Raw genomic sequence first — 16,757 nt, 5'->3', positions numbered from 1 at the left:
GGGGGCCGTATCCCCGACGGGGTGGGGGGGGGGCGCGGCAGGGCCGCCGCGCCCACCCCGGCCGCCGTCAGCCGGCCAGTTCCTCGCGCAGCAGGCGGGCGGCGCCGACCAGGCTCTCCAGCGAAGCCCGGGTCTCCGTCCAGCCGCGGGTCTTCAGCCCGCAGTCCGGGTTGACCCAGAGCCGCTCCGCCGGGATCGCCGCCAGGCCCGCGCGCAACAACGAGACGGCTTCGTCGGTGCTCGGGACGCGCGGGGAGTGGATGTCCCAGACTCCGGGGCCGACCTCGCGCGGATAGCCCGCCTCGGCCAGCTCGCCGGCCACCTCCATGTGGGAGCGGGTGGCCTCCAGGGAGATGACGTCGGCGTCGAGTTCGTCGATCGCGGTCATGATCGCGCCGAACTCGGCGTAGCACATGTGGGTGTGGATCTGGGTGTCCGCGCGGACGCCGGAGGTGGCGAGGCGGAAGGCCTCGGTGGCCCAGGCCAGGTACGCCGGGCGGGCGGCGGCCCGCAGCGGGAGGGTCTCGCGCAGCGCCGGCTCGTCGACCTGCACGACGGCGGCGCCGGCCGCCTCCAGGTCGACGACCTCGTCGCGCAGGGCGAGGGCCACCTGCCGGGCGGTGTCGGCAAGCGGCTGGTCGTCGCGGACGAAGGACCAGGCGAGCATGGTGACCGGGCCGGTCAGCATGCCCTTGACCGGGCGGTCGGTCAGGCCCTGCGCGTAGCGGAACCAGTCGGTGGTCATCGGGTGCGGACGGGAGATGTCCCCGGCCAGCACCGGCGGGCGCACGTACCGGGTGCCGTACGACTGGACCCAGCCGTGCCGGGTGGCGAGGTAGCCGGTGAGCTGCTCGGCGAAGTACTGGACCATGTCGTTGCGCTCGGGCTCGCCGTGCACCAGGACGTCCAGCCCGGCCTTCTCCTGGTAGGCGACGACCTCGCGGACCTCCGCCTCCATCCGCTCCCGGTAGGCCGGGGCGTCGATCCGACCCGCCGTCAGATCGGCGCGGGCGGTGCGCAGTTCGACAGTCTGGGGAAAGGAGCCGATGGTGGTGGTCGGCAGCAGCGGCAGCCCGAGCCGGGCGCGCTGGGCCTCGGCCCGCTGCGGGTAGGCCTGGGCGCGCCGGGTGTCGTCGGCGGTGACGGCGGCGGCGCGGGCGCGCACCGCCGGGTCGCGGGTGATCGGGGAGTTGGCGCGGGAGGCGAGGTCGGCGCGGTTGGCGGCGAGCTCGGCGGTGATCGCGCCGGTGCCCTCGCGCAGGCCCCGGGCGAGCAGTGCCGCCTCGCCGGCCTTCTGTCGGGCGAAGGCCAGCCAGCGGGCGATCTGCGGGTCGATGTCGCGCTCCGCGGCGGCGTCGATCGGCACGTGCAGCAGCGAGCAGGACGGCGCCACGTCGACGGTGCCGGCGAGGCCGAGCAGGGTCGCCAGGATCGCCAGCGACTTCTCCAGGTCGTTGATCCAGATGTTGCGCCCGTCGATCACCCCCGCCACCAGCCGCTTGCCGGGCAGGCCGCCGGCGGCGGCGAGGTCCTCCAGGTTGGCGGCGGCCGGGCCGGTGAAGTCCAGCGCCAGGCCCTCGACCGGGGCCTTGGCCAGCACCGGCAGCGCCTCGCCGAGCCGGTCGAAGTAGCTCGCGACCAGCAGCTTGGGCCGCTCGGTGAGACCGCCCAGCTCGCGGTAGGCGCGGGCGGCCGCGTTGAGCTCGGCCGGGGTGCGGTCCTGCACCAGCGCGGGCTCGTCCAGTTGCACCCACGCGGCGCCGGCGGCACGCAGCTCGGCCAGCAGCCGGGCGTAGACGGGCAGCAGCCGGTCCAGCAGGGTGATCGGCTGGAAGTCCGCGGCCACCCCGGGCGCCGGCTTGGCGAGCAGCAGGTAGCTGACCGGCCCGACCAGCACCGGCCGGGCGGCGTGGCCGAGCAGCAGCGCCTCGCGCAGCTCGCCGACCGCCTTGGCCGGGTTCGCGGCGAACACCGTGTCCGGGCCCAACTCCGGTACCAGGTAGTGGTAGTTGGTGTCGAACCACTTGGTCATCTCCAACGGAGCGACGTCCTGGTTGCCGCGCGCCATCGCGAAGTACCCGGCCAGCGGGTCGGCGTCGACCGCCTCCCGGTGCCGCGGCGGGATCGCGCCGACCGCCACGGTGGTGTCCAGGACGTGGTCGTAGAGCGAGAAGTCGCCGGTCGGGACCTCTTCGATGCCGGAGTCGGCGAGTTGCTGCCAGTTCCCGCGGCGCAGGTCGGCAGCGGTGGCCAGCAGCGCCTCGGCCGCGACCGCGCCCTTCCAGTACCCCTCGATCGCCTTCTTCAATTCACGGCCCCGGCCCTGGCGGGGGTAGCCGTGGGCGGTGGCGACGCTCGCCGCGGCTGCGGACTTCGTGGTCAAGGGACTCTCCTTCGCGAGTCTGGATCCTCAAGTGCCCGGTGACGGCACGAGGACGCGAAGGGATGACGGACCGGACGGACGACCGCACCCGTGCGCGGCTCCGCCCGATATGGTCGCCGACCCGCCCGCGAGGTCACCGGATGGCCGCGCGCGAACGCTCGCGCACGGGCAGTGGCAGGTCTTCGGACTCGCGGGCACACCCACCTCGGCCGAAACCGGGGCGGACACCTACTGGCCGTCGCTTCCCAGACCCGTCCCGGGTCCAGTGCGTATGACGGCGGTCGTTCCCACTCACCGCTGCGGGGCAGTCCCGGATTCCCACCGGGTTCCCTCTTGCGACGCGCCTGTCTGGCGGACAGGGCGAACCAGCTGCACCGCCAGCTTAGGGGCAAACCGTCGGCGTCGAGGCGGAAATCTCGCAAGGCGTCCGCGTGGTGAGACGCAGGCTCCGCGCCCGGCCCCGGGCGGCGCACCCGGGGGCGGACGGCAGAATGGCTCCCATGCGGCACATCTTCGTCATCGGCATCGGCGCGGGCGACCCCGACCACCTCACCCTGCAGGCGGTCAAGGCGATCGGTCGCACCGACGTCTTCTTCATCCTCGACAAGAGCGAGGAACGGCAGGACCTGATCGGGCTGCGCCGCCGGATGCTGGCCGACCACGGACGGCCCGGGCACCGCGTGGTCGAAGCGCCGGACGCCGAACGGGACCGCGCCACCCCGGCGTACGCGGCCGCCGTGGACGACTGGCGCGTCCGCCGCGCCGATCTGGTCGAACGGCTGGTCGCCGAGCACCTCGGCCCGGGCGAGAACGGCGCCTTCCTGGTCTGGGGCGATCCCGCCCTCTACGACAGCGTCATCGCCGTGGTGGACGACGTGTCGAACCGGGGCGGCGTGCCCTTCGCGTACGAGGTGGTCCCGGGCATCAGCAGCGTCTCCGCGCTCGCCGCCCGGCACCGCACCACGCTGACCCGGGTCGGCCGGCCGGTGCAGATCACCACCGGCCGCCGCCTCGCCGAGGGGTTCCCCGAGGGGGTGGACGACGTGGTGGTGATGCTCGACGGCCGGGCCGCCTTCGCCGGGATCGACCCTGAGGGGCTGGAGATCCACTACGGCGCCTACCTCGGCACCCCCGACGAGGTGCTCGTCTCCGGTCCGCTCGCCGAGGCCGCCCCGCGCATCCGCGAGCTGCGTGAGCGGGCCCGGGAGCGCAAGGGCTGGATCATGGACACCTACCTGCTCCGACGCTCGGACGGCTGACCCGACGCCTGCCGGAGGCCCGACGGACGGCCGGCCCGCCCGGCACGCCCGGCGATCCGGGCGTCGCCGACGGCGACGGCGACGGCGACGGCGGAACAGTTCCCGAACAGCCCGCACGATCGGCGTGCGGGCCTGCGGAGAACGGAGATTGACGGACCATCACAGGCAGTGGGCCCCGGCGGTCGACAGCACGGCGAAACGGCAACACGGCAGCGGAACGGGAACAGCGGCCCGGACTCATGCGTGCCGTCTCCGCCCTCGCGGAAAACACGGATCACCCGCGGCCGGTGTCCCGACTCCCGGATCCACGCCCGCCGCGTCGGGCGGCAGCCCTCAGTCCAGGAGCTTCGCCACCACCCGGTCGAGCGCGCGGAGGTCCTCCGGCGGCAGCGCGAGCAGCGCGTCCGGCGGCGTGGCGAGGATCCCGGTGGCGAGCGCGGCCTTCTCCTCGCCCTCCTCGGTGAGGTGGACCAGCTTGGAGCGCCGGTCCGCCGGGTTGGTGATGCGCTCGGCGAGCCCGCGCCGCACCAGGTCGTCCACGATGACGCTGGTGTACGGCGGGTCGGCGGTCAGCCGCTCGGCCAGCTCCCGCAGGGTGATCGGGCCGGCGGCGAGCCGGCGCAGCGCCCTGACCCGGCTGAAGCTCATGCCGAGGGCTTCGGCGACGGTCCTGCGGCGGTCGTGGCGCTCCAGCACGAGCGCGTACATCCCCTGCCAGACCCGGGCCGCCGTCGCGGCGTCCGTCCCGCTCCCCTCCGGGTGCCCACCGGTGTCGAGGCGCTCCATCAGGCGTCCACCGTCTCCTTCGTCTCCGTGCTTCCCTCGGCCGCCTCCTCGGCGGCGAGCCGCCGCGCCGTGCGCTCGGCCGTCGCCCGGGCCCAGCGGCCGGAAGTGAGCGTACCGGTGACCAGCACGGCGGCGCCGCAGCCGGCGATGATCCACCATGCCGCCCGGGCCGCCCCGGTGAAGGCCGCCGGGTCCGCGAGGGCGCTGCCGGCCATCAGGGCGCCGGTGACCGCGACGCCCAGGGACTGGCCGACCTGTCGGCTGGTGGAGGCCACCGCCGCCGCCACCCCGGCCTGCGAGCGGGGCATCCCGGAGACGGCGGTGTTGGTGATGGGCGCGTTGACCAGGCCGAAGCCGGTGCCGAAGAGCAGGAAGGCGAGGACCAGCAGCCAGGTCGGCAGGTGCTCGGAGTAGCCGACCGCCTGGAGCACGGCGCTCGCGGTCAGCGCCGCCCCGGCCAGCAGCAGCGGCGTGCGCGGCCCCCGGGCGGCCACCATCCGGCCGGACAGCGGCGCGGTGAGCAGCGACATGACCGCCATCGGGAGCATGAACAGTCCGGCGTGCAGCGGGTCGAGCCCGCGGACGTCCTGGAGGTACAGGGAGGTGAGGAAGAGGAAGCCACCGAGGCCGGCGAAGGCGGCGACCGCGATGACGGTGGCGCCGGAGAAGGGCGCGGAGCGGAAGAACCGCAGGTCGATCAGCGGGTCGGTGCGCCGGGGTTCGTACCGCAGCAGGCCCAGCAGCGCGCCCAGGGAGGCCGCCGTGCAGCCGAGCACCACGGGCGAGGTCCAGCCGCGCTCCGGCGACTCGATGATCGCGTAGGTGAGGGCGGCGAGTACGACGACGACCAGTAGCTGGCCGACCGGGTCCACCCGGCGGGTGCGGGCCGCCCGCGACTCCGGCACGTAGCGGGTGGTGAGGAAGAGGGCGGCCAGGCCGATCGGGACGTTGATCCAGAAGATCGCCCGCCAGCCGGCCGACTCCACCAGCGCCCCGCCGATGATCGGCCCGGCGGCCATGCTGATGCCCACCACGCCGCTCCAGACGCCGATCGCCCGGGCGCGCTGCCGGGAGTCGGTGAAGGTGTTGCTGATGATCGACATGGCGACGGGGTTGAGCATCGATCCGCCGACCGCCTGGAGCATCCGCGCGGCGATCAGCCAGCCGAGCCCGGGGGCCAGGCTGCACAGCAGGGAGGCCGCGGTGAACACCACCAGTCCGATCCGGAACACCCGGCGGCGGCCGATCCGGTCGGCGGTCGAGCCGGAGAGCATCAGCAGGCTCGCCAGCACCAGGGTGTAGGCGTCGACCGTCCACTGCAGGCCGGACACCGTGGTGTCCAGGTCGCGCCGGACGGCGGGCAGGGCCACGTTCAGGATGGTGTTGTCGAGACTGACGATCAGCAGGCTCATGCAGCAGATGGCGAGCACGAGCCAGGGCCGCGGTCGAGCGGCATCGGGCATGACGAACGCTCCAGAGTTAGTTGTGTTGCTGTAATCATTGTGATGCTACAACTAATCCGGGGGGCTACTCCACCCCCGACCGGCCCTGGACAGCGCAACGGCCGCGCCCCGCCGATCTCCTCGACGGGGCGCGGCCGCTGGGGGCCCGCGGATCAGGCCTTCTTGACCACGCCGGACTTGAGCTGCATGGCACCGAAGCCCTCGATGCGGCAGTCGATGTCGTGCCCGTCGACGCCGTCCACCAGGCGGATGTTGCGGACCTTGGTGCCGGCCTTGATGCCGGAGACGCTGCCCTTGACCTTCAGCGCCTTGACCACCGTCACGGTGTCGCCGTCGCTCAGCACGTTGCCGACGGCGTCCTTGATCACGCGCTCGCCGGCCGGCGCGCCCGCCTGGTCGCCGCCGCCGGGCACCCACTCGTGGGCGCACTCGGGGCAGACCATGAGGGCGTTCATCTCATAGGTGTACTCGCTGGAGCACTGCGGACACGGGGGAAGGTTGTCGCTCATGTGTTCAGGATATCCAGCTGTTCGGAGCTGATCCGGGCACCAGCGAGGAGGTCAGCGGGGGTACCGGTACCGGTCGGCCGCCGCTCCCGGTGGGCACGGGGTCATGCCCGGTGGCCGCACCCGCCCGGCCTTCCCCGCCCGCCTCCGCCGCCGGGCCGTCACCCGCCCAGCGGCGCGGGCAGCGGACGGGAGTGCAGGACGTCCAGCCGGGAGACCGCCCGCGTCACCACCACGTACAGCCGGTGCAGGCCGCGCGCCTCGGCCTCCACGATGGCGGCCGGCTCCAGCACCACCACGTGGTCGTACTCCAGCCCCTTCACCAGCGAGGCCGGCAGCACCGTCACCCGCGCCGTGGTGCCGACCTGATCGGCCGCCCCGGTCGGGATCCCCGCCGCGAGCAGCGCCTCGGCGGCCTCCGCCACCGCGCCGTCCGCCGCGATCACCGCGATCGAGCCCTCGCGCTCCAGCGCGGCCCGCACCGCCGCGACCGCCGCTCCGCCCAGGCCGCCCCCGGCCACCCGCCGCACCGTCAGCTCCCCGTCCTGCCGCAGCGACACGGCCGGCGGCACGTCCACGTCCAGCGCGCCCAGCAGGGTGTTGGCGAGGGCCGTCACGGCGGCCGGGACCCGGAAGCCGGTGGTCAGCGGCACCACCGCGGCCTGCGGCTTGCCCAGGTGGGCGAGTTGCTCGGGCCAGCTGCGGGCTGCCCACGGGGCGGTCGCCTGGGCGAGGTCGCCGAGGACGGTCAGGGAGCCGAAGGCGCTGCGGCGGGCGATCGCCCGGCACTGCATCGGGGAGAGGTCCTGGGCCTCGTCCACCACGACGTGGCCGAAGCCGGCCGGGCGCTCGATCAGGCCGGCCACCTCGTCCAGCAGCATCAGGTCGTGCTCGGACCACTTGGCGCTCTTCTCCGAGCGCGGCGGCCGGCGCCACAGGATCGCCGCCTGCTCCTCGGGGCCGAGCACCCCCTCGGCGGCCTCGGCCAGCAGGGCGGGGTCGCTCAGCAGCGCGGCGACCACGGCCTCCGGGCGCAGATTCGGCCAGGCGGCCTCCAGGAAGGCGGCCACCGGCCCGCAGCGGCCGATCTTCCGCGACCAGGCTCCGGACCGGACGCCGGTCCGCCGCTCGGCCTGGTCCTGGAGCATCGCCACCACCCGGGTGCGCAGGCTCTCCCGGCCGATCGCGTACGGCGGCGCCTGCTCGCGCAGTTCGGCGACCGTCCGTTCCAGCCGCTCCGGGGGCACCCGCCACCGGTAGGAGCCGTCCGGTACGACCAGCGGCTCCGGGCCCGTCGCCCGGATCCGGCCGTACAGCGCCCGGCGCAGCACCGTCGCCATCCGCGCGTCCTGCTTGACCGCGGCGGCCCGCTCGTCGTCCACGACGGCGACCGGCCGGGTGGCGACCAGGTCCTCGACGGTGCGCTGGGTGACGTCGATCTCGCCGAGCGCGGGGAGCACCTCGGCGATGTAGCGCAGGAAGGTCCGGTTGGGGCCGATGACCAGCAGGCCGCCGCGCTGGATCCGCTGCGGGAAGCTGTACAGCAGGTACGCGGCGCGGTGCAGCCCGACCGCGGTCTTGCCGCTGCCGGGCGCGCCCTGCACGCAGACCGACTCGCTCAGCTCGCCCCGCACCAGCACGTCCTGTTCGGGCTGGATGGTGGCGACGATGTCCCGCATCGGGCCGGTGCGGGGCCGCTCGATCTCGGCGGCCAGAATGCCGCCGGCACCGCCCTCGCCACCGTCCGCCGCGCCGTCGCCCGCCCCGTCGCCAGCCACCGCGTCGCCGTCCGCCGGGCCGTGCCCGCCGTCCGCGCCGAGGGGTTCGTCCTCCAGCCCGGTCAGCTCCTCCGGCGCGCCCAGGCTCCACGGCGCCCAGCCGAACCGGCGGCGCCGCGCGAGCCCGAGCGGGGCGTGGGCGCTCGCCTGGTAGAACGCCCGGGAGACCGGGGCACGCCAGTCGACCACCAGCGGCGGCACCGTCGGGTCCTCGGAGATCCGCCGGCGGCCCACGTAGTAGCGCTGCCGCCGGTGGTCCCCGGCCTCCGCGGTGTCGGCGAAGTCGAGGCGGCCGAAGAAGGACGGGCTCTCCGGCAGCTCCGTCATCCGCTTGGCGCGGGTGCGCAGGTACCGGCCGAGCGCCTCCGCGCCGGCACCGTCGCCGGAGACGTCCTCCGCGGCGACGACCTGGTGGCCCGCGTCCTCGACCTGCCGGGCCGTCGCGACCCGGCAGACCTCGACGTAGGCCCGCTCCCGTTCCAGTTCGCCGTCCAGGTTCCGGATTTCCGAGGTCATCGTTCGCGCCCCTTCCCGCACAACGGGCTCATCTGCCGCTCGGAGTCCAGCATAACTTAACTCAGTAAAAATACTGACTTGGTTGCTGCTCCAGGGAGCGGGTTCGGCCCGGGCGCCTCAGGACACCAGGGGCGCCTCCTCCAGCTCGGTCAGCGTCACGGTGCACAGGCCGCCGCGCTCCGCCCGGACGTCGGTGACCTCCAACTGCGTGCCGGGCAGCAGGATGAACTCCTCCTCGCCGGTGAACGCCGAGAAGTTCCTGATGCCGGCGGCCCGCACCGGACGCACCTCGAACAGCGTCCGCTTGCCCCGGCTGCCCAGGAAGGACCGCGCGACGCCGAGCTCGGAGGTGCAGGAGGAGACGCCCCACCACGTCACCGTCCTCCCGAGCGGGTACTGCCGCCGCAGGTCCAGCGAGACCCCGCGCCACAGCGGCGCGGTGCGGACGGGCAGCCGCGACACCGCCGCGAACAGCAGCCGCAGGTACGGCAGGTAGGGCACCAGCCGGCTGCGGTCCGGCGAGCGCAGCACCGCGTTGATCTCCCGGTAGAAAGCGGACTCGCAGGTGTACAGGTACAGCGCGGCGATCTCGTCGGCGGACAGGCCGGTGGCCGCCTCGTCCGCCCGCCGCTTGCCGAAGTCGTGCGACAGCGACACGTGCCGGTCCAGGCCGCGCAGCAGCTCGGCGACCGGCGACACCGCCTCCCGGAAGCCCGTCGGCGGGGTGTCGAACACGCCGGTGATCGCCGGCAGGACGAGGCCCTCGTCCTTCACCCCGGCGAGTCGGTCCAGGTAGAGCTGGTGCAGCTCCATGGTGGAGGCGATGAAGGCACCCATCCGCTCGGCGACCCCGGCCTCCGCCCCGCCGCCCTGCGCCGACGGCGCGTTCCACCCCGTGCTGGGCAGCCAGTCGACCTCGTCGGCACCGAGCGAGGCCAGGGCTGCGTTCACCGTGGCGAAGTGCTCGCCGTCGCAGAAGATGTCGCCCTGGGCCGCCGGGTTGGCGTGGTCGATGTGGCGGACCTCGACCTCGGGGTACTTCTCCTGCAGCCGCAGCACGACGTTCTTCAGGCTGCGGGCGTGCGCGCCCCACCAGGCGAAGACCACGTAGCGGTCCTCCTCGGCGGCCCGCTGCTTGGCGCGGAGGATCTCCTCGACGATCCGCTCGGCGACCGGCCGCCAGAACCCGGTGTGCTCGTCCGGCCCCATCGCGCCGTCGCTGCTCGCGGTGAGCGCCGCGTTCAGCAGCAGGACGCCCTGGGTCAGCATCGCCTGGAACCACTCCGGCGGCTGGACCGTCTCCTGCTTCTTCAGCAGCGCCCGTATGTCGGCGATCGGCGTCTTCTTGGGGATGCCGTACTTCCACATCGCCGCGGCCTTGATCAGGCAGCGGATGCTGATCACCCGGCCGAACTGGCTGTCCTTCCAGTCGTGGAAGGTGTTGTCGAACATCGCGATGCCGGTGGCGCTCTCCGGCCTCGGGTACGGGTTCTGGCCGAAGACGACGACCTTCCACCGGTGCGGCGCGTGCGGCTTGAGCGCCTGGAAGGTCAGCTCGCGGACCGGGACGACCTCCGGGCCGCGGCCCGGGCCGATGAACGAGGCCGCACCGGGCTGCGCCTCGATCACCGGCTTCAGCAGCGGCAGCCACGGCTCTCCGCCGCCCGTGAAGAGGTCGGCGAGGGCGAGCGGGTCGTTCGGGTCGGGCTGGGTGGCGGGGGTGTCGACAGCGCTCATGGTGGTGCGACTCCGGCTGGTCGGGACCGTACGAATGTCAGACGAACGGCAGGTGATGGACCGTCAGCTTCCCTGGCGGACACCACAGTCCTACCAGCAGGTTCCGACAATCCGGCCCGCGCCGACCGGCCGCCGACCGGCGCGGGCGAGGCGCCGACGGGGTGCCGAAGGAGCCCGGACGGATTGTCAGTGCCGGGCGCTAGCTTCGTCGGTGTCACCAAGGAACCGGCCCACCGGGCACCCCCGACCGACAGGAGCCCAGCATGACCACGGACCGCACCGAGCCGCCGCTCAAGGTGGTGCTGACCGACCTCAACGCGACGGTCGTGGAGTCCTGGCGGGCGGCCTTCGCCGACGTCCCCGGGATCGACATCCGGCACGCCTCGCTGCTCACCGCGAAGGCGGACGCCTGGGTCAGCCCCACCAACTCCCGCGGCCGGATGGACGGCGGGACGGACGCCGCGATCAAGCGCCACCTGGGCGCGGGCATCCAGCTGCGGGTCCAGAAGGCGATCCGCGAGCAGCACGCCGGCAGCCTCCCGGTCGGCAGCGCGGTCTGCGTCCCGTCCGGCGCCGTCAACCCGGCGTTCCTGATATCGGCCCCGACCATGCGGACCTCCTCGCAGAACGTCAGCGAGACCTTGAACGTGGCCCTGGCCTGCGCCGCCGCCTTCCAGGCCGTCCACCGGCAGAACCGGCTGCGGCCGGGCTCGATCCGGTCCGTCGCCCTGGTCGGCATGGGCGCCGCGACGGGCAAGGTCCCGCCCCGGGTCTGCGCCAACCTGATGTGGTCCGGCTACACCCTGTTCAACGACCACCACTTCGAGGACGACGACGACCTGCGCGCCACCGTCCTGGCCCAGTTGGACGACCTCGAAAAGGCGCCCGCCACCGAGCGGGTGCGCATCGTGCCGCCCGCACGCCGCGGTTCGCCCGCCCGCCGGGCCTGACCCCACCTCGGAGCGGCCACCCGCACCGCCGCCCACCGTCCCTCGCATCACGGCCGCCGGGCGGCGGCGCCACCCCCACCCATCTCCACCCGGCCCCGGCCGGACGCCCGCCCCGTGCGCCCTCAGCCCGCCGTGAGCGCCAGCCGGATCCAGCGCTCGGACTCGGCGACCGCCAGCCCCACGTCAAAGGCCTTCGGAGCGGCCGCGGCCTGCACCACCAGCCCCTTGAGCAGCCCCACGAAGGCCAGCGCGAAGGCGCCCGGGTCCACGCCGGGGCGCAGCTCGCCGTCCCGCTGCCCCTGCCCGACCACCTCGGCCGCCCACGCCCGGGTCCGGGCGTCCAGCTCCGCCACCGCGGCGGCCAGCTCCGAGGCCCCGGCGAGCGCCTCCGCGCCCAGCACCACGAAGGCCCGGCCCAGGTCGGTCGGGTTGCGCACGCCCTCCAGGCAGCCGCGCGCGAACCCGCACAGCTCGTCCACCGCGCCCGCCCCGCTGCGCTCCGGCGCGGCCACCGCCATCGCCTCGGCCAGCGCCGCCTCCTGGAGCCGGGCGAGCAGTGCGGCCTTCGACCCGAAGTAGTGGGTGGCCAGGCCCCGGCTGAAGCCCGCCTCCTCCCCCACCCCGGCCAGCGTGACCCCGGTGCTGCCGTGCTCGGCGATCAGCCGGGCGGCGGCGGCGATCAGCGCGGACTCGGCCCGGGCCCGCCGTTCGGCCTGGGTGCGGCGCGCGGGCGCCTCGCGGAGCGTCCCGGGTCCGCCGGTTCGGCCCTCATCGTGCGTAGACATGCCACCATGCTACGGTGAACTTGCTTGTTGGATAACAAGTAACTTCCGGAGCGGCGGACACTCCCCCGGCCCGCCGCCCCCGCGAGAAGGGAAGTCCTGATGACCGCCACGATGCTCGCCGGCCGGCTCGACGTCGCCAAGGGCGCCTTCGCCGTGGAGGAGGTCCCCGTCCCGGTGCCCGGTCCGGGCGAGGTGCTGATCAAGGTCGAGGCCGCCGGCGTCTGCCTCTCCGACGTCCACCTGATCGAGGGCATGCTCAAGCCGCTCTTCCTCAAGGGCGACAAGGTCACCCTCGGCCACGAGGTCGCGGGCACCGTGCACACCCTCGGCGAGGGAGTGACCACCGCGGCCGTCGGCGACCGGGTGCTGCTGCAGGCCGGCGAGAACCGCGACGGCGTCGTGCACACCCGCGGCGTGGACTACGACGGCGGCTGGGCCGAGTACGCGCTCGCCACCGCCACCACCCTGGTGCCCATACCGGACGAACTCCCCTTCGAGCAGGCCTGCTTCATCCCCGACGCGGTCTCCACCCCCTGGGCCGCCATCACCGCCACCGGCGCCGTGCGGCCCGCCGAGGCGGTCGGCGTCTGGGGCGTCGGCGGCCTCGGCGCCCACGGCGTGCAGCTGCTGCGGGCCATCGGCGCCTTCCCGATCGTCGCCGTCGACCCGCTGCCGGCCGCCCGTGAGCGCGCGCTGGCCTTCGGAGCCGACGCCGCCCTCGACCCGGCCGACCCCGCGTTCGTCCAGCTGCTGCGCGAGGCCACCGGCGGTCGTCCGCTGTCCGTCGCCTTCGACTTCGCCGGGGTCGCCCCGGTGCGCGAGCAGGCCATGGCCACCCTGGGCGAGCACGGCCGTCTGGTGCTGGTCGGCCTCACCGACAAGCCGCTGACGGTCACCAACGGCACCCTGGTCAGCTACCTGCGCCAGCAGATCCGCGGCCACTACGGCTCCGAGGGCCAGGACGTGGTCGACCTGGTCAACCTGGTCCGCGGCGGCCGGCTCGACTTCTCCCGCTCGGTGAGCGGCACCTTCCCGCTGGCCGAGGCGGCCCGCGCGGTCGAGGCGCTGGAGCGCAAGGAGGGCAACCCGATCCGCCTGGTGCTCAAGCCCTGACCCGGCCCCGCCGACCCGGCGCCGCACCTCCGGACTGAGCCCGGCGGGTGCGGCGCCGCCGCTTTCCCGGCCCCCGCACCTCGACCCCACGCGCCCCGACCCCGGAGCATGCAGCACGCAGCACGCAGCCCAAACGCCCCAACTCCGCGCCCCCGCAGGGAAAATGGCATGCACGCCACTAGCCAACCGGCCAGTAGCACCCCTACCGTCGACTCTTCCGTGAGACTTCGACGGAGGAGTCCGCCTTGCGTTCACGCCAGCGCCCCCGCCCCCGCTCCCTCCGACTCCCGGCCGCCGCCCTCGCCTCGGCCCTGCTCGTCACCGCCGCCCTGACCACCAGCCCCACCGCCACCGCCGCCCCCACCCCGGCGACGACCGCCGCCAACGACTACTGCGGCGGCCACTGCGCCGACATCCTGCCGCCCGGCGAGAACGGCAACGCCACCCTCGCCGACATCCTGCTCAACCGGGCCTTCGGCACCCGCCCCGCGCACACCGACGACCAGCTCGGCCCCTACGCCGCCCTGGCCTCCGGCTACCCCGGTCTGACCGAGGCCAAGCTGCGCGACTTCTTCAACGACGCCTCCTTCGGCGTCCCCGCCGACCAGGTGGCGAGCACCACCAGCCCGCGTCCGGACGTCACCATCGTGCGTGACAAGGCCACCGGCGTCCCGCACATCTCCGGGACCACCCGCTACGGCACCGAGTTCGGCGCGGGCTACGCCGCCGCCCAGGACCGCCTCTGGGTGATGGACCTCTTCCGGCACGTCGGCCGCGGCCAGCTGTCCGGCTTCGCGGGCGGCGCCGCCGCCAACCGCCAGCTGGAGCAGACCTTCTGGCAGGCCGCGCCGTACACCGAGGCGGAGCTGCAGCAGCAGATCGACGCCATCGCCGCCCGCGGCGGCCGGGCCACCCAGGCACTCGCCGACGCCAACGCCTACCTCGACGGCATCAACCAGTACGCCAAGGAGTCCTACAACGCCCGCACCTTCCCCGGTGAGTACGACCTCACCGGGCACATCGACCCGATCACCAACGCGGGCTCGATCGAGCCGTTCAAGCTGACCGACCTGGTGGCCCTCGCCTCCGTGGTCGGCGCGCTGTTCGGCTCCGGCGGCGGAGGCGAACTGGCCTCCGCCCAGGTCAAGTCGGCCGCCGAGGCCCGGTACGGCAAGGACGCCGGGGACGCGGTCTGGAAGTCGCTGCGCGAGGCGGACGACCCGGAGGCCGTCCAGACCCTGCACGACGGGCAGAGCTTCCCGTACGCGACCGTCCCGGACCAGCCGCAGGGCACTGCGCTGCCGGACCCCGGCTCGGTGGTGCCCGAGCGGGTCGTCTACGACGCCACCGGCTCGGGCAGCTCCGCCACCACCAAGGCGAACGGCGTCCTGCCCGGAAACCTGCTGACCGCCAAGCACGGCATGTCCAACGCCCTGCTGGTCTCCGGCGCGCACACCGACGACGGCCACCCGGTGGCCGTGTTCGGCCCGCAGACCGGCTACTTCGCCCCGCAGCTGCTGATGCTGGAGGAGATCCAGGGCCCCGGGATCAGCGCGCGCGGCGCCGCCTTCGCCGGCCTGAGCTTCTACGTGCAGCTCGGCCGCGGCCAGGACTACGCCTGGAGCGCGACCTCCGCCGGTCAGGACATCACCGACACCTACGCCGTCCCGCTCTGCACCACCGACGGCTCCCCGGTCACCACCGCCGCCAACTCCTACCTGTGGCACGGCCAGTGCCTGCCCTTCGACCGGCTGGAACGCAAGAACGCGTGGAAGCCCACCACCGCCGACTCCACCCCGGCCGGCTCCTACACCCTGGTGATGTACCGCTCCAGGTACGGCCTGGTCAGCGCCCGCGGCACCGTCGGCGGCGCGCCCGTCGCCTTCACCTCGCTGCGCTCCACCTACCGGCACGAGGCCGACTCCATCATCGGCTTCCAGGAGCTGAACGACCCGGGCGCGGTGCAGGGCGCGGCGGGCTTCCAGCGGGCCGCGCAGGACATCAACTACACCTTCAACTGGTTCTACGCCGACTCGCGCGACATCGCGTACTACAACTCCGGCAGCAACCCGGTCCGCGCCCCCGGGGTGGACCCGGGGCTGCCCGTCCAGGCCCAACCCGCCTACGAGTGGGCCGACTTCGACCCGGTCGCCAATACCGCCCGATACACCCCGGCGGCCGAGCACCCGCAGTCCGTCAACCAGGACTACTACATCTCCTGGAACAACAAGCAGGCGAACGGCTTCACCTCGGCCGGTTTCGGCAACGGCTCGGTGCACCGCGGCAACCTGCTGGACGACCGGGTCAAGTCCCTGCTCAGGAACGGCGGCAGGGCGGGCCGGGTCTCGCTCACCCAGGCCATGGAGAGCGCCGCCCTGGCCGACCTGCGGGCCGAGGACGTGCTGCCCGACCTGATCCGCGTGCTGCGCAGCGCGCCCGTCACCGACCAGGCCGCCCTCACCGCCCTGCAGCAGCTGGAGGCATGGCTCGCCAACGGCGCCCTGCGGAGGGAGACTTCGGCGGGCAGCCACGGCTACGCGGACGCCACCGCGATCCGGGTGATGGACGCCTGGTGGCCGCTGGTCGCCGAGGGTGTCATGCGGCCTGGCCTCGGTGACCCGCTGTTCGGCGCGCTGACCGGCGCCCTCCAGATCAACGAGTCCCCCTCGGGCGGGCAGACCGGCTCGGCCACCGGCCCGGTGAGCGCCAACGAGTCCATCCCGCACAAGGGTTCGGCCTTCCAGTACGGCTGGTGGAGCTATCTGGACAAGGACCTGCGCGCCGTCCTCGGCGACCAGGTGGCCGGCCCGCTGGCCCGGCCGTTCTGCGGCGGGGGCGACCTCGCGGCCTGCCGGACCGTCCTGCTGAACACCCTGAAGCAGGCCGCCGCCCAGACCTCCGCCCAGGTCTACCCGGGCGACGCGGACTGCTCGGCCGGCGACCAGTGGTGCGCCGACACGATCATCCAGCGACCGCTGGGCGGCGTGACGGACGCCAGGACCACCTGGCAGAACCGCCCGACCTACCAGCAGGTGGTCCAGTTCCCGAGCCACCGCTGACCGACGCGGGCGGTGCCCCCGGCGAGGGGCACCGGCCGCCGGTCACTCCGCGGCGCCCACCCGCTTCGCGACTGCCGCCGTGTCCTCGCGCAGGTACCGGGGCTGGACCCGCAGCCGCCGGACCGCCTTGATGTACGTCTCCCGGCTGTCGCCCGTGGTCATCCGGTCCGAGGCGGCTTCGGCCAGCTCGACGATGGCCTCCATCAGTCCGGCGAGCGCCCCCAGCAGAGCCGCCTCCTCCTTCTCCGGAACCCTCTCCCGGCTGCTGTCCCGCGCCTTCGGCAGCGCGTTCTCCCGCAGCTGCCGCCGCGCCTCGTCCACCGCGTCGACCATCGCCCGTACGCCACTGTCCATCGCGACCCCCTCGCCCCTTCGCTCCTCCGGTGTACTCCGCGAGCCTTCCCACCCCGCCCCCCGCTCAG

Annotated in this window: 12 protein-coding genes and 1 riboswitch; of the genes, 4 read left to right on the top strand and 8 right to left on the bottom strand. The window is 74.1% G+C overall.

The window, feature by feature from the left end; translation table 11 throughout:
• Positions 1–67 precede the first annotated feature (67 nt).
• Positions 68–2,383 (bottom strand): 5-methyltetrahydropteroyltriglutamate--homocysteine S-methyltransferase, encoded by a 2,316-nt coding sequence (metE, locus tag ACFWJ4_RS18575; RefSeq protein WP_380545196.1) that lies wholly within the window; start codon positions 2,381–2,383, stop codon positions 68–70.
• A gap of 155 nt (positions 2,384–2,538) precedes the next feature.
• A riboswitch (cobalamin riboswitch) is annotated at positions 2,539–2,768 on the bottom strand.
• 115 nt (positions 2,769–2,883) lie between these two features.
• Between metE and cobF the strand changes: the two genes are divergently transcribed.
• Positions 2,884–3,642 carry a precorrin-6A synthase (deacetylating) gene (gene cobF / locus ACFWJ4_RS18570; RefSeq protein ID WP_380545194.1) on the top strand — a complete coding sequence of 253 codons (759 nt, stop codon included), beginning with the start codon at positions 2,884–2,886 and terminating at the stop codon, positions 3,640–3,642.
• A gap of 333 nt (positions 3,643–3,975) precedes the next feature.
• Here the strand turns inward: cobF and ACFWJ4_RS18565 are convergent, their stop codons facing one another.
• The 5 genes from ACFWJ4_RS18565 to ACFWJ4_RS18545 all read right to left on the bottom strand — a co-directional run bounded on the left by ACFWJ4_RS18565 (position 3,976) and on the right by ACFWJ4_RS18545 (position 10,428).
• Positions 3,976–4,428 (bottom strand): MarR family winged helix-turn-helix transcriptional regulator, encoded by a 453-nt coding sequence (locus ACFWJ4_RS18565; protein WP_380545192.1) that lies wholly within the window; start codon positions 4,426–4,428, stop codon positions 3,976–3,978.
• Entirely contained in the window at positions 4,428–5,891 is a 1,464-nt protein-coding gene (locus ACFWJ4_RS18560; RefSeq protein ID WP_380545190.1) for an MFS transporter, read from the bottom strand. The genes ACFWJ4_RS18565 and ACFWJ4_RS18560 overlap by 1 nt, the downstream gene beginning before the upstream one ends.
• A 152-nt stretch (positions 5,892–6,043) precedes the next feature.
• On the bottom strand, positions 6,044–6,400 hold the full coding sequence (locus ACFWJ4_RS18555; RefSeq protein WP_380545188.1) for a zinc ribbon domain-containing protein YjdM: 357 nt from the start codon (positions 6,398–6,400) through the stop codon (positions 6,044–6,046).
• A gap of 158 nt (positions 6,401–6,558) precedes the next feature.
• A complete protein-coding gene (locus ACFWJ4_RS18550) occupies positions 6,559–8,691 on the bottom strand; it encodes a HelD family protein (RefSeq protein ID WP_380545186.1) in 2,133 nt (710 codons plus the stop codon).
• A gap of 117 nt (positions 8,692–8,808) precedes the next feature.
• The gene (locus tag ACFWJ4_RS18545) at positions 8,809–10,428 is read right to left on the bottom strand and encodes an ADP-ribosyltransferase domain-containing protein (RefSeq protein WP_380356924.1); all 1,620 of its coding nucleotides are present in this window, start codon (positions 10,426–10,428) and stop codon (positions 8,809–8,811) included.
• Between the two features lie 263 nt (positions 10,429–10,691).
• Here ACFWJ4_RS18545 and ACFWJ4_RS18540 point away from each other — a divergent pair, with 263 nt between their 5' ends.
• On the top strand, positions 10,692–11,378 hold the full coding sequence (locus ACFWJ4_RS18540) for a macro domain-containing protein (protein ID WP_380545184.1): 687 nt from the start codon (positions 10,692–10,694) through the stop codon (positions 11,376–11,378).
• Positions 11,379–11,500: 122 nt separating this feature from the next.
• On the opposite strand, the gene ACFWJ4_RS18535 is transcribed toward ACFWJ4_RS18540, so the two are convergent.
• Positions 11,501–12,163, bottom strand: coding sequence for a TetR/AcrR family transcriptional regulator (locus ACFWJ4_RS18535; RefSeq protein WP_380545182.1), 663 nt, complete (start codon positions 12,161–12,163; stop codon positions 11,501–11,503).
• Positions 12,164–12,262: 99 nt separating this feature from the next.
• Here ACFWJ4_RS18535 and ACFWJ4_RS18530 point away from each other — a divergent pair, with 99 nt between their 5' ends.
• Both ACFWJ4_RS18530 and ACFWJ4_RS18525 read left to right on the top strand, forming a co-directional pair.
• Positions 12,263–13,276, top strand: coding sequence for a zinc-binding dehydrogenase (locus ACFWJ4_RS18530; RefSeq protein WP_380545180.1), 1,014 nt, complete (start codon positions 12,263–12,265; stop codon positions 13,274–13,276).
• A gap of 245 nt (positions 13,277–13,521) precedes the next feature.
• Positions 13,522–16,335, top strand: a complete 2,814-nt coding sequence (locus ACFWJ4_RS18525; RefSeq protein WP_380545178.1) for a penicillin acylase family protein — start codon at positions 13,522–13,524, stop codon at positions 16,333–16,335.
• 42 nt (positions 16,336–16,377) lie between these two features.
• Here the strand turns inward: ACFWJ4_RS18525 and ACFWJ4_RS18520 are convergent, their stop codons facing one another.
• On the bottom strand, positions 16,378–16,689 hold the full coding sequence (locus ACFWJ4_RS18520) for a hypothetical protein (protein ID WP_380545176.1): 312 nt from the start codon (positions 16,687–16,689) through the stop codon (positions 16,378–16,380).
• Between the last annotated feature and the right edge of the window lie 68 nt (positions 16,690–16,757).

The organism is Kitasatospora sp. NPDC127067 (assembly GCF_042724755.1).
In the GTDB taxonomy this organism is placed as follows: Bacteria; Actinomycetota; Actinomycetes; order Streptomycetales; family Streptomycetaceae; genus Kitasatospora; species Kitasatospora lactacystinica.
This window is presented reverse-complemented; position numbering and strand designations above follow the sequence as displayed.